This is a genomic window from Streptomyces sp. NPDC051217 (assembly GCF_044455465.1).
Lineage (GTDB): Bacteria > Actinomycetota > Actinomycetes > Streptomycetales > Streptomycetaceae > Streptomyces.
The window spans coordinates 257,452-269,539 of sequence record NZ_JBITEV010000010.1; the positions used below are offsets into that span (position 1 = coordinate 257,452).

Annotated in this window: 13 protein-coding genes and 1 tRNA gene; 3 read left to right on the forward strand and 11 right to left on the reverse strand. The window is 68.9% G+C overall.

Going from position 1 to position 12,088, the window contains the following annotated elements; all coding sequences use genetic code 11:
- Positions 1–25: 25 nt before the first annotated feature.
- The 3 genes from ACIBBB_RS23230 to ACIBBB_RS23240 form a co-directional block, all read right to left on the reverse strand.
- Positions 26–874 carry a fumarylacetoacetate hydrolase family protein gene (locus ACIBBB_RS23230; RefSeq protein WP_398984861.1) on the reverse strand — a complete coding sequence of 283 codons (849 nt, stop codon included), beginning with the start codon at positions 872–874 and terminating at the stop codon, positions 26–28.
- A gap of 281 nt (positions 875–1,155) precedes the next feature.
- A complete protein-coding gene (locus ACIBBB_RS23235) occupies positions 1,156–2,496 on the reverse strand; it encodes a cation:dicarboxylate symporter family transporter (RefSeq protein ID WP_398984863.1) in 1,341 nt (446 codons plus the stop codon).
- 153 nt (positions 2,497–2,649) lie between these two features.
- Positions 2,650–3,816, reverse strand: coding sequence for a mandelate racemase/muconate lactonizing enzyme family protein (locus ACIBBB_RS23240; protein ID WP_398984865.1), 1,167 nt, complete (start codon positions 3,814–3,816; stop codon positions 2,650–2,652).
- A gap of 102 nt (positions 3,817–3,918) precedes the next feature.
- Here ACIBBB_RS23240 and ACIBBB_RS23245 point away from each other — a divergent pair, with 102 nt between their 5' ends.
- Complete coding sequence (locus ACIBBB_RS23245; RefSeq protein ID WP_398984867.1) at positions 3,919–4,602, forward strand: GntR family transcriptional regulator; 684 nt, start codon at positions 3,919–3,921, stop codon at positions 4,600–4,602.
- A 174-nt stretch (positions 4,603–4,776) separates the two neighbouring features.
- Positions 4,777–5,154, forward strand: coding sequence for a hypothetical protein (locus ACIBBB_RS23250; RefSeq protein WP_398984869.1), 378 nt, complete (start codon positions 4,777–4,779; stop codon positions 5,152–5,154).
- A gap of 362 nt (positions 5,155–5,516) precedes the next feature.
- Here the strand turns inward: ACIBBB_RS23250 and ACIBBB_RS23255 are convergent, their stop codons facing one another.
- Entirely contained in the window at positions 5,517–5,996 is a 480-nt protein-coding gene (locus tag ACIBBB_RS23255; protein ID WP_398984871.1) for a hypothetical protein, read from the reverse strand.
- A gap of 161 nt (positions 5,997–6,157) precedes the next feature.
- Here ACIBBB_RS23255 and ACIBBB_RS23260 point away from each other — a divergent pair, with 161 nt between their 5' ends.
- Positions 6,158–6,454, forward strand: a complete 297-nt coding sequence (locus ACIBBB_RS23260; protein ID WP_398984873.1) for a hypothetical protein — start codon at positions 6,158–6,160, stop codon at positions 6,452–6,454.
- A 259-nt stretch (positions 6,455–6,713) separates the two neighbouring features.
- Here ACIBBB_RS23260 and ACIBBB_RS23265 read toward each other — a convergent pair.
- The 7 genes from ACIBBB_RS23265 to galU form a co-directional block, all read right to left on the reverse strand.
- A tRNA-Ala gene (locus ACIBBB_RS23265) sits at positions 6,714–6,787 on the reverse strand.
- 60 nt (positions 6,788–6,847) lie between these two features.
- Positions 6,848–7,906, reverse strand: a complete 1,059-nt coding sequence (glpR, locus tag ACIBBB_RS23270) for a gephyrin-like molybdotransferase receptor GlpR (RefSeq protein ID WP_398984875.1) — start codon at positions 7,904–7,906, stop codon at positions 6,848–6,850.
- Between the two features lie 142 nt (positions 7,907–8,048).
- Positions 8,049–8,672, reverse strand: a complete 624-nt coding sequence (locus ACIBBB_RS23275; RefSeq protein WP_398984877.1) for a GNAT family N-acetyltransferase — start codon at positions 8,670–8,672, stop codon at positions 8,049–8,051.
- Entirely contained in the window at positions 8,669–9,199 is a 531-nt protein-coding gene (locus tag ACIBBB_RS23280; protein ID WP_398984879.1) for a molybdenum cofactor biosynthesis protein B, read from the reverse strand. The genes ACIBBB_RS23275 and ACIBBB_RS23280 overlap by 4 nt, the downstream gene beginning before the upstream one ends.
- Positions 9,196–9,765 (reverse strand): cyclic pyranopterin monophosphate synthase MoaC, encoded by a 570-nt coding sequence (moaC, locus tag ACIBBB_RS23285; RefSeq protein ID WP_398984881.1) that lies wholly within the window; start codon positions 9,763–9,765, stop codon positions 9,196–9,198. The genes ACIBBB_RS23280 and moaC overlap by 4 nt, the downstream gene beginning before the upstream one ends.
- Before the next feature lie 71 nt (positions 9,766–9,836).
- The gene (glp, locus tag ACIBBB_RS23290; RefSeq protein ID WP_398984884.1) at positions 9,837–11,177 is read right to left on the reverse strand and encodes a gephyrin-like molybdotransferase Glp; all 1,341 of its coding nucleotides are present in this window, start codon (positions 11,175–11,177) and stop codon (positions 9,837–9,839) included.
- 4 nt (positions 11,178–11,181) lie between these two features.
- Positions 11,182–12,084, reverse strand: coding sequence for a UTP--glucose-1-phosphate uridylyltransferase GalU (gene galU, locus ACIBBB_RS23295; RefSeq protein ID WP_398984886.1), 903 nt, complete (start codon positions 12,082–12,084; stop codon positions 11,182–11,184).
- Positions 12,085–12,088 lie beyond the last annotated feature (4 nt).

Here is a 12,088-nt window from a genome sequence, read left to right on the forward strand (position 1 = left end):
GTGGATCAGATGCCGGGCGGATGGGTCAGCGGGCGGTGACGGCTGTCTGGTGCTGGCTGCCCAGGCCGTCGGCGCCGCAGGTGAGGGTGTCGCCGGGGCGCATGAACTGTGGAGGGCTGAGGTCTTTGCCTGCACCGTACGGGGTGCCGGTGTTGATGAGGTCCCCGGGCTCGAGGACCATGAACTGGCTGAGGTGGTGGATGATGTAGGGCGCACTGAAGATCATGTCTTCGGTGCTGCCGTACTGGCGGCGGATGCCGTTGTGCTCCAGCCACAGCTGCGGAGACGTGGTGTCCCCCATGGCGTCGGGGGTGGCCAGCCAGGGCCCGCAGGGGTTGAAGGTGGGGGCGGACTTGCCCTTGACCCACTGCCCTCCCCGCTCCTTCTGGAAGGTCCGCTCGCTGATGTCGTTGACCAGCACGTATCCGGCGATCGCGGCGGTGGCAGCGGTTTCGTCGGCAAGGTAGTGGGAGCGTTTGCCGATGACGACGCCCAGCTCGACCTCCCAGTCGGTCTGCGTGGAGCCGCGGGGAATGCAGATCGGGTCGTACGGACCTGACAGCGAGTTGGGGGCCTTGGTGAAGACGAGCGGCTCTGCGGACTCGACCTGGTCGGTGGTGCGGTAGTTGAGGCCGACACCCAGGATCTGGTGAGGCCGGGCTATGGGAGCACCGATTCTTTCGGCCTGGAAGCGGTGCACGTGGCCTGCGTCCAGACGTGCAGTGACGGTCTTGCGCAGGGTGTCGGGTCCACCGGCTGCGAAGAAGGCTTCGTCGAAGTCCGGGACGATGTCGGAGACGTCGACGTAGCTGTGCTCGTCGATACGGACCACGGGACGCTCAGATCCTTCGGCCCCGATACGCATCAGGTGCATGGCAGTTCTCTCGGAATGGGCGGCGGGGGCGCGTGGCAAAGGGCTGCTGAAGAGCAGTGCACGCGCTGGGTCAGGGGGAGGTCAGTTGCGAGACGGCCGGGACGCTGGCGGGCACCTCGAGCCGGACAGTGATCGAGTAGGAGACGCTGGGCGCGCTCATGCGTGCTGTCCTCATTCTTCTGTCGTGCGCGCAGTGCGGTGAAGCCGCCGCCTCCCGGTATCGGCAGGCGGCGGCTGGAACCCGCGGGCACCGCAGGGGAAACGGGCCCGGGGTGGTCCGGTCAGCTGCCGACGCCGACCTTGGTGGTCTCGGCCGCTGCCGGCTGCGGTGGTTTCTTGGAGGGGTAGAGCACCGAGTGGGCTTGTGCGGTGTCGAAGTCGTTCTCCCACTTACCGATCACGATGGTGGCGATGGCGTTGCCCAGGACATTGATGAAGACGCGGCCCTCGTTGAGGATGCGGTCGACGCCGACGATCAGCGACAGGGCGGCCAGGGGGATGTGGCCGACCGCGGTGACGGTGCTGGCCAGCACGATGAACGCACCGCCCGCGATGCCCGCGGTGCCCTTGCTGGTGAGCATCATGACGCCCACCATGACCAGTTGCTGCTGCCAGGAGAGGTCGATGCCGACGGCCTGGGCCAGGAACATGGAGGCCATCGTCAGGTAGACAGCGGAGCCGTCGAGGTTGAAGGAGAAACCCGAGGGGATGACGATGCCGACGACGGGGCGGCCGACGCCGAGGGTCTCCAGCTTGCGCACCAGCTGCGGCAGGACGGCCTCGCTGGAACACGTGCTGAGGGCCACGAGCAGCTCGGCCTTGAGGAACCGCATGAGGGCGAACAGGCCCAGCCCGCAGGCCCGCATGATGGCGCCCAGCACCACCAGGACGTAGACGATGCAGGTCGCGGTGAACAGGATGATGAGGTAGCCGAGTTGCTTCAGGCTCTCGGCGCCGTACGTGGCGACCACGGTGGCCAGGGCGCCGAAGGTGCCCAGGGGGGCCAGTCGCATGACCCAGCCCACGATGCGGAACACCACGTCCGACAGGGCACGGATGCCGTTGGTCAGGGGGGCCGCCTGCTCGCCTGACATCTTCAGTGCCACACCGAACACGATCGACACCACCAGGGCGGCCAGGATCGCGTCACCGGTTATCGCGCCGAACAGCGAGGCGGGGATCAGCGAGGAGACGAACCCGGTGAGGGTGGCGTGTTCCTGGGCGGCCTCGGGCACGTCGTCGGCGTTCAGGGTCGAGGGATCGACGTGCAGGCCGGTACCGGGATGGAAGACGTTGGCAACCACCAGTCCGATCAGCATCGACGCCAGCGACAGCACGAGGAAGTAGCTGATCGCCTTCACGCCGATGCGGCCTGCCTTGCGCAGGTTGTCCATGGACGCGATGCCGGTGGTCACGACACAGAAGACGACCGGTATCACGATCATCTTGACCAGCGCGATGAACCAGTCGTTGAGCGGTTTCAGGTTCTCCCCCAACCCGGGGAAGGCGATACCGACGGCGATACCGAGAACCGCGGCCAGCACCACCTGGAACCACAGCTCACGCATCAGACGGTTCAGCCGGGACCGTTGCGGACGGCCGGTGGCGGTAGTGGATGTCATCGTTGGTGCTCCCTTGCAGCACGATCTTGAAAAGCCCTGTCCCGTGGAGTTCCGGGGACGCGGGCGTACCGCGTCCCCGGTGACGTGCGAACGGCGCGAATGGAGCAGTGCGCCGGTGGCCGATGCCGGATCCGGCCGAGGCCGGCGGTCGGGTCAGCTGTGCAGCTCGCGCAGCACCTTGTAGAAGGCGGCCTTGCCCTCGAAGCCGATGCCGGGGGTGTCGGTGAGGTTGACCTGGCTCTTTTCGACCATGGCGTCGTCGGCGAACCCGCCGGTGGGCTGGAACTCTCCCGGATACGACTCGTTGCCGCCTAGCTTGAGGGCGGCTGCGATGTGCAGGGAGAACTGGTGTCCGCCGTGCGGGATGCAGCGGCGCGGAGACCAGCCGTGCTGGCGCAGCATGTCCTGGATGCGCAAATACTCCACCAGCCCGTAGCTGAGCGCCGGGTCGACCTGGATGATGTCGCGGTCCGGGCGCATGCCGCCGTAGCGGATCAGGTTGCGGGCGTCCTGGAGAGAGAAGAGGTTCTCGCCGGTGGCGATCCGGCCGGAGTAGTTTTCGGAGACCACGGCATTCAGCCGGTAGTCCAGCGGGTCACCGATCTCCTCGTACCAGAACAGGTCGTACTTCTCGATGGCCCGCCCGTACTCCAGGGCGGTGGTGAGGTCGAAGCGGCCGTTGACGTCGACGGCCAGCCGGGAGCCGTCCCCGTCCAGTACGTCGATGACCGCTTCGATGCGTCGCAGGTCCTCGGGGAGATCGGCGCCGCCGATCTTCATCTTGACGACGTCGTAGCCCAGGTCGAGGAAGCCGCGCATCTCGTCCTGCAGGTCACCGAGGGTCTTACCCGGGGCGTAGTAGCCGCCTGCGGCGTAGACGAAGACGGAGTCGTCGGGCCGGCCGTCACCGTAGCGGTCCGACAGCCACCGGTACAGCGGCTTGCCCGCGATCTTGGAGGCGAGGTCGAACAGCGCCATGTCCACGACGCCGACCGCGACCGAGCGTTCCCCGTGCCCGCCGGGCTTCTCGTTGCGCATCATGATCTCCCACGCCCTGGCGGGGTCCAGCTCGCCCTGCTCGTCCAGCAGGCTGCCGGGTTCGGCGTCCATCAGCCGCGGCAGGATGCGCCGGCGCAGGATCTCGCCCGCGCTGTAGCGGCCGTTGGAGTTGAAGCCGTAGCCCACGACCGGCTTTCCGTCGCGGATGACGTCGCTGACGATCGCCACGATCGAACAGTCCATCGCGCTGAAATCGATCCAGGCGTTGCGGATCGAGGAGCTGATCGGGACGGTGCCCTCGTAGACAGCAGTGATCTTCATCGTCAACCTCATATCTTATAAGTTGCCACGGGGGTTAGGGTGAGATGATCGACCAGGTGCTGTCAAGGGGTCAGGACATCCGGGAAGGAAACACAGGGGTCGATGGCAGGTCCGAACCTTTTTCTGAGCAAGAGCGATTTCGCCTACGCGGAACTCCGCGGCTTGATTCTGTCCGGCGGCCTCCCGGCCGGCTCACGGCTGGCGCAGTACGAGCTGGCCGACTCCCTCAACATGAGCATCACGCCGCTGCGCGAGGCCATCCGCCGCCTGAGCAGCGAGGGCCTGGTCGACGTCGAAACCCACCGCGACGTACGCGTGTCCTCCATGAACTCCGACGAAGCCCGCCAGCTCTTCGAAGTGCGACTGTCCCTGGACCCCACCGCAGCCGAGCTCGCTGCCAGGCGCCGCACCGACCAGGACATCGCGGCCATGCAAGCCGCGGTCAACAACCTGCTCCCCGTCACCCGCCAGTGGGGCGAGGAAGCACTCGGCGCCCACCGCACCTTCCACCAGGCGCTGTACCGGGCCTCCCACAACGACGTCCTCATCCGTCTCCTGGACGATCTGTGGGACAAGTCCGACCGTTACCGCCGCCTCGGCCTCGAACTCCCGCCCGGCGACGAACCCCGCACCCGCGACCTTCAAGAACATCACCGCCTCGTCGCGCTCATCGTGGACGGTCAGGCCGCCGAAGCGGCCCAGCTGATGCGCGGCCACATCACCCACAGCCTCACGGCCACCGCCATCAGCGCCCTCGAAGACCGCGAAAGCCACCAGCAGAACTGAACGGCGGTTGAAGGGAGCGGAGCGATCACAGTCTGTCGTCCTGCCCTTGGGCCTGGCCGTGCCCGATTCTCTGGCTGTCGCCGGCGGTGGTCGTGGGCGCCCAGACCCTGCGCGGGGCCTTGGGCCGCACCAGGGATACCAGCTGTCGCCGTCCGGCCTTTCTCAACTGAGCTGGTGAGACGTAGCGTTCAACGAGAACGGCACGGCCGGATGGTCGAACTGGGCCCGATCGTCTCGACGGCCTTCTGGAACAAGAAGCACCTCGCCTTCGTGTTCGCGTTGGCGGGTTCGGCAGAACAGATGGCGGCGAAGGGCGGCAAGGCGGCGGTCCTGAAGATCGCCGAGAAGCTGGTCTACCGGTACCTGCGAGGACCCGCTTTGATCACGATCAAGCAGCTGTTCAAACGGGTGTCCATCACCTTCACCCAGAAGGCGATGGCTAAGGCGATACCAGCCGGCGTCGGTATCGCTTTCAGTAGCTCAACCAACTACGTCCTGACGACGGTGGTCGGCAAGGTCGCCGTCGCCGTCCTGGCCAAAGATGTGAAGTAGCAACGCCGCATCGGATCCCGTACCGCCGACTCAGTTGCCAGACCGGACCAGCAGCCATCACGCACGGTCAACGACCTCGTGAACACCTACTCATGAAGAGCGTCGATCCGCACGTCGTCGCGCTCGTTCGACATGCTCGCCACCTCCTCTTTTCCAGTGTCCCAGGAGGAACCGAAGCACAAGCGTGCCGCGCTGGAGGCCAGCGCCAACTGGCACTACAAGGGCGGTGGCGACCGGGAGTTCGGCTACAGCGCCACCCTCGCCATCGCGGCCCACGCCAACCCGGACCGGGCCGGCCGTTACCCGCAGCTCATCCTCGGCATGGTGCTGCATACGCCCGAGAAAGACATGGGCCGCCACGCTCAATACGTCAGCGCCGTCCTGGCCCAGCTCACCGAACTCCGCGGCTTCACAGCGGCCGACCGTGCATACATAAAGCTCCTCCCGAGAACTTCCACCGACCGATGCGCGCCCTCGGATACATGCCGGTCCTCGACTTCACTGAGCCCCAGGTCGCCTCCGCCAAAGCGGAAGGCCATCACCAGGGCACAATCACCAAGGTGGGCCGACTGTTCTGCCCCCTCACCCCGCGCCGCTTGCTCGACCTCTACCAGCAGATCCGCAGCGCCAAGAACGAGCGTGAACGCATCTCCCTGAGCGAGCAGTTGCAGCAGATCGGGCCATACGCGCTCACCCGCAAGGGCACCCTCGACGACCGCGGCACCGAGCGGTACGCCTGCCCCATCACCAAACTCAACTGCCCCTGGGCACAGGAGCGTGAAGATCGCGGCACCCCTAAGAAGAAGGGGCCCGTGCCAGTCGTCATCAACCTTGACGTCCACCGGGAGCGTGCTGCGCACCCCGTTGCCCGACCCAGCGTCGAGCCCCCGACCTTCCCCTCGACGAACGCCCCAAATGCTGCCGCCAGTCCTCCGTCACCGTGCAAGAGCACGTCATGCCCCGCACGCGACAGGAACTGCCTCGGCAGACACCCTCCTGGGCCTTGGCTTACCAGACACTGCGCGCGCACATTGAAGGCGGCAACGGGCGGCTGAAATCTGTCGACTCCGCCCTGCACGCCCGCGAGAGGCGTCAGCCCCGTGGCCGTGGCGCCCAGACTCTCCTGTCCGCCATCACCGTCGTGGTCCACAACATCAAGGAGCTCGAGCAGTACCTGGTCGCCAGCAAGAAGAGCGCCATCACCGGCCTTGACCCCGAGCCGGGCGATGTCCCCCCGCCCTACCCAACGGCCGAGCAGACAGCCACGCCCCTCCCCCGAAGTCCGAGCCGCAGCCCCTGAGCCACCACAAATCCCGTAATTGAAGATCGACACGTCGCGAGACCGCAGGAGTCTGCCTCCATGCCTGCGGTCCCTGCGGCATGTCCGCATCTCCGCCCCCGGTCCGTTCCGAAACACACCGCCGCGCCTCGCGGCGGCCCGGCAGGTTGACTTTCACACAAGTAGAGCCCGAAACGACGAGATCCCGTTCAGACGGTGACCGTCTGAACGGGATCTCGTGAACAGTTCGCAGGTGAACCCGCGAACGACCCTGCCGATGTGGACCTGTGGGGATTTGAACCCCAGACCCCCTCGATGCGAACGAGGTGCGCTACCAGACTGCGCCACAGGCCCTTGCGACGAATGAAACTTTAGCACCCCCGTCGGGGTGCTTGGAAATCAGTTCCTCGCTGGTCACTCGTTGGCCGCGCGGGGGCGGTCGTCCTCGTCGAACTGGTCGAAGAGGGGGGTGCGGCTGCGGTCGCGGTGGCGGCGTTGGGCCGGGGGTTCGGCGGGGGTCGGTTCCGGTGGGGTCGGTTCGGCCGTGGAGGAGCGGGCCGCGCTCCAGGTTTCCGGGTCGCTGACGTTGACGCCGCCTCCCGCGCGCGGGGCGACCGGGGCCGTCACGTACGTCGGAAGCGGGACCGGGACCGGTTCCCAGCTGTCGCCGCGGGCCGGGCCGCGTTCGCGTTCGCGCTGCTGGTCGACCCATTCGGCGTGGTCCGTCTGCTCGACCAGGGCGCGGCGGCCGGCCTCCTGCGGGGAGACCGAGGCGACCGGCTCCGGGGCGGTGCGCGGTTCGGGCTCCTCGTCCGGCTCGGCCGGGGCCGAGGGCTGGTGGCGGCGGGGGCGGTTCTCGCGCAGGCGCTGCGCGGCGATCTCGGCCCTGCGGCGGTCCATGGTGAAGACGAAGCGGCGCCGTTCCTGGGCGCGCAGATGAACGATGTACGCGCTGAGGAGTACGGCGGGGACGCCCGGCGCCCAAAGGAAGGCGAGCCCCTGGACGCCCGCGACGATCGCGCCGACCGTGAAGACGAGGAAGAGCACCACGGTGGTGCGCCGGCGGCGGGCGAGGACCTGGGACCGCTGGGCGCGGCGGGCTCGTTCGGCCGCGGCGCCGGAGGGGGCCTCGCGCCGCTCGGGCGTGGGCTCGGGCGACGGTGCCGGGATCTCCAGGCGGACTTCCGTATGGTCCGGGGGCGCGGAGAAGGCCCGGACGTCGACGGAGCTCGTCGGCTCCGCCGCGACGTCCGGTTCATCGTCGGGCCCGGCCTCCTCGGTGGCGCGGTCCTGCAACTCCTTGGCGTACCGGCGCTCCATGGCCGCCCGTCCGGACAGCAGCCGGATGGCGGTGCTGAAGCGTTCCGTCGGACGGGCTTCGTTGAGCTCGTCCTGCCTGCGGAGCCACATCGGTACCAAGTAGGCGGCCCAGGCCCCGACGATGACTGCGTAGATGAGGCCGCTGCTGCTCACGGTTCACACCGTAGAGGTGTTCGCGCGAGGGCATCCGCCAATTGAGCCGGTGTGTCGCACGATCTGGCTGATATCACGGACTTTTTTTGTGATTGTTCGGATCACTTGATGGTCGGATGGCGACCATTATCGAACACATATTTCATTTATGTGGCGTCCCAGGTCGCGCCTGGTGCCAGCGGCGCAGGAGTCCTTCCGGCACTTCCTCGGCCGTGAGCGCGAAGACCAGATGGTCCCGCCACGCCCCGTCGATGTGCAGATAACGGGGCCGGGTGCCTTCCTCACGGAATCCGAGTTTCTCCACGACCCGGCGGCTCGGCCCGTTCTCGGGCCGAATACAGACCTCGATCCGGTGCATCCCCACCAGACGGAAGCAGTGGTCGACGGCGAGGGCCACGGCCGTGGGCACGACGCCGCGCCCCGCGACGTCGCGGTCCACCCAGTAGCCGACATGCCCCGAGCACATCGAGCCCCAGGTGATCCCTGCCACGGTCAACTGGCCGACCAGGCGCCCCTGGTACTCGATGACGAAGGGCAGCATCCGCCCCGCGTTCGCCTCGGCGCGCAGATGGCGGACCATCTGCCGGTACGTCGGGCGCTGGACGACCGGGGCGCCGGGTGGCGCCGGCGGGATCGTCGCCTCCCAGGGCCGCAGCCACTCGCGGTTGCGCCGGTTCACCTCGCGCCAGGCCCGTTGGTCGCGCGACTTTATTGGCCGGAGGACGACATCGCCGTCCACCAGCGCCACGGGCCAGAAGGAGTTCATCCGTCGGTGCGGGGGTGATCGCCGCCGTGGATCTGGTCGACGGCGTGAACGAGCAGCCGGCTCAGGACGGCGAGCCCGTCCCGTACACCGCCGGAGGAGCCCGGCAGATTCACGATCAGGGTCCGGCCCGCGACACCAGCGAGGCCCCGCGACAGGGCGGCGGTGGGGACCTTCCGGGCGCCCTCGGCCCGGATCGCCTCGGGGATGCCGGGGATCTCGTGGTCCAGGACGCGGCGGGTGGCCTCGGGGGTGCGGTCGGTGGGCGAGATCCCGGTGCCGCCGGTGGTCAGGATGACGGCGTACGACGCGGCCACCCCGTCCCGCAGGGCGCGCTCGACCGGGTCGCCGTCGGGCACGGCCAGCGGGCCGTCGACGGAGAAGCCGAGCTCCGCGAGGGCGCTCGCGATGATCGGGCCTCCGGTGTCCGCGTAGACGCCGGCCGCCGCGCGGTTGGACGCGGTGACGACGAGCGCGCGGTACGGCTCCCTCGCCCGGGGCGCGGTGCCGCTCTCGGCGGGATCGCTCATGCCGTGCCCCTCTCCGGGGTCCCGTTCGTCCGCGGCCGTCCGTCCGGCTCGGGCGCCCGGCGGGAGTAGTGGCCCGACTTCCCGCCGGTCTTCTCCTCGACCCGTACGTCCGTGATGACCGCGCCCTTGTCGACGGCCTTCACCATGTCGACCACCGTCAGCGCCGCGACCGAGACCGCGGTCAGGGCCTCCATCTCCACGCCCGTGCGGTCGGTGGTCCTCACCGTCGCCAGGATCTCCACCGCGTCGTCCGTGACGGCGAGGTCGAGCGTGACTCCCGAGAGCGCCAGCGGATGGCAGAGCGGGATCAGCTCCGGCGTGCGTTTCGCGCCCATGATCCCCGCGATACGGGCGGTGGCCAGGGCGTCGCCCTTGGGCACCCCCTCGCCCCGCAGCAGTTCGACCACGCGCGGCGAGACCAGCACCCGGCCGCTCGCGCTGGCGGTGCGCGCGGTGACCTCCTTGGCGGAGACGTCGACCATACGGGCCGCGCCCGCCTCGTCGATATGGGTCAGGCGGCCTTGTGGAGAAGGTCCGGGGGTCTCCCCCCGGGAAAACGCAGTCATCGCTGTGGCGCTCCCGGTCCGGGCCCGGCGGGGCCTGTCTGGCAGGACACGCTACCGCCACCGCCCGGCCGTCAGCCGAGCAGCACCACGTCGACCTCGCTCCCGGGCTCCGCCGAGACCGCCTCCTCGGGGACCACGATCAGCGCGTCGGCGTGCGCGAGGGCGGCGACGAGATGGGAGCCGGAGCCGCCGACGGGGACGACGGAGCCCGTCTCGGCGTCGTACATCCCGCGCAGGAACTGGCGCCGGCCCGCCGGGGACCTCAGCGCCTTGTCGGCCTTCAGGGTCGCGCGGACCGTCCGGCGGTGGACGTCCTCGCGGCCCATGAGCGCGCGGATCGCGGGGCGTACGAACAACTCGAAGGAGACGTAACTGGAGACGGGGTTGCCGGGGAGGGCGAGCAGCGGGGTGTGATCGGGGCCGATCGAGCCGAAACCCTGGGGCTTGCCCGGCTGCATCGCGAGCTTGCGGAAGTCGATGCCGCTGCCCGGCTCGTCCTCGTCTCCTACGGAGGAGAGCGCCTCCTTGACCACGTCGTACGCCCCGACGCTGACCCCGCCTGTCGTCACGATCATGTCCGCGCGGATCAGCTGGTCCTCGATCGTGGCCCGGAGGGTGTCCGCGTCGTCGGTGACCGCGCCGACCCGGTAGGCGATGGCGCCGGCGTCCCGCGCGGCGGCCGTGAGCGCGAAGCTGTTGGAGTCGTAGATCTGGCCCTGGCCCAACGCCTCGCCCGGCTGGACCAGTTCGCTGCCGGTCGACAGGACGACCACGCGCGGGCGCGGGTGGACCCGGACGGTGGCGCGGCCGATGGCGGAGAGCAGGCCGATCTGCGGCGGCCCCAGGATCGTGCCGGCCTCCAGGGCGAGGTCCCCGGCCTGGACGTCGCTGCCGCGCGCGCGGACGTGGGCGCGGGGCTCGACGGGGCGGTAGATCCGGACCTCGCCGCTCGCGCCCTCGGGCGCGGAGCCGGCCGGCCGCATGGAGGTGGCGGCCCCGCCGCCCGTACCGCCGTCGGTCCATTCGACGGGGATGACGGCCTCGGCGCCGGGCGGCAGCGGTGCGCCGGTCATGATCCGGGCCGCCTCGCCCGGCCCGACGCGCGGCAGGGTCTCGCCGCCCGCCGCCACGTCGCCGATGACGGTCAGGACGGCGGGGAACTCCTCGTCGGCGCCGGACACGTCGGCCGTACGGACCGCGTAGCCGTCCATGGAGCTGTTGTCGAACGGCGGCAGCGCCACCGGCACCGTGACGTCCTCGACGAGGACGCAGCCCTGGGCGTCGGGCAGTTGCAGCTCGATCGGGTCGAGCGGACGGACCGTGGCGAGGATGTCCGCCAGGTGCTCGTCCACCGTCCAGAGCCGTCCTTGGCCCGAGGCAGGCGCCGGTGCCGGTGTCGCCGTACTGCTCAAGGTCTTACATCTCCTCGTTGACGTAACTGCGGAGCCAGGTCCGGAAGTCCGGTCCCAGGTCTTCACGTTCGCACGCGAGTCTGACAATGGCACGCAGATAGTCGCCGCGGTCACCCGTGTCATAGCGGCGTCCCTTGAAGACGACGCCGTGCACCGGGCCGCCGATCTTCTCGTCGGCGGAGAGCTGCTGGAGCGCGTCGGTGAGCTGGATCTCGCCGCCGCGGCCGGGCTCCGTCTGACGCAGTATCCCGAAGACGGCCGGGTCCAGGACATAACGGCCGATGATGGCGTAGTTGCTGGGCGCGTCCGCCTTGTCGGGCTTCTCGACCAGGTCGTGCACCTTGACCACGTCGCTGTACGGGGTGGGCTCGGCGGCGGCGCATCCGTAGAGGTGGATCTGGTCGGGCTCGACCTCCATCAGGGCGATGACGCTGCCGCCCTCGCTCTCCTGGATCTCGACCATGCGGGAGAGCAGCGGGTCGCGCGGGTCGATCAGGTCGTCACCGAGGAGTACCGCGAAGGGCTGGTCGCCGACGTGCGGGGCGGCGCACAGGACGGCGTGGCCGAGGCCCTTGGGGTCGCCCTGCCGGACGTAGTGCATCGTCGCCAGGTCGCTGGACTCCTGCACCTTGGCCAGGCGTTCGGTGTCTCCCTTGCGGGTGAGCGCCTCCTCCAGTTCGTAGTTGCGGTCGAAGTGGTCTTCCAGGGGACGCTTGTTGCGTCCGGTGACCATGAGAACGTCGGAGAGCCCTGCCATCACGGCTTCCTCGACCACGTACTGGATCGCGGGCTTGTCGACGACAGGCAGCATCTCCTTGGGAGTGGCCTTGGTGACAGGCAGGAAACGCGTTCCCAGCCCTGCGGCAGGGATGACAGCCTTGCTGATCCTGGGGGGCGACTGAGTCATGGCG

Bases quoted from the DNA above. Each gene is read 5' to 3' on its own strand.
- ACIBBB_RS23230 (WP_398984861.1), bottom strand. From the start codon at position 874: ATGCACCTGATGCGTATCGGGGCCGAAGGATCTGAGCGTCCCGTGGTC.
- ACIBBB_RS23235 (WP_398984863.1), bottom strand. From the start codon at position 2,496: ATGACATCCACTACCGCCACCGGCCGTCCGCAACGGTCCCGGCTGAAC.
- ACIBBB_RS23240 (WP_398984865.1), bottom strand. From the start codon at position 3,816: ATGAAGATCACTGCTGTCTACGAGGGCACCGTCCCGATCAGCTCCTCG.
- ACIBBB_RS23245 (WP_398984867.1), top strand. From the start codon at position 3,919: ATGGCAGGTCCGAACCTTTTTCTGAGCAAGAGCGATTTCGCCTACGCG.
- ACIBBB_RS23275 (WP_398984877.1), bottom strand. From the start codon at position 8,672: ATGAACTCCTTCTGGCCCGTGGCGCTGGTGGACGGCGATGTCGTCCTC.
- ACIBBB_RS23280 (WP_398984879.1), bottom strand. From the start codon at position 9,199: ATGAGCGATCCCGCCGAGAGCGGCACCGCGCCCCGGGCGAGGGAGCCG.
- moaC (WP_398984881.1), bottom strand. From the start codon at position 9,765: ATGACTGCGTTTTCCCGGGGGGAGACCCCCGGACCTTCTCCACAAGGC.
- galU (WP_398984886.1), bottom strand. From the start codon at position 12,084: ATGACTCAGTCGCCCCCCAGGATCAGCAAGGCTGTCATCCCTGCCGCA.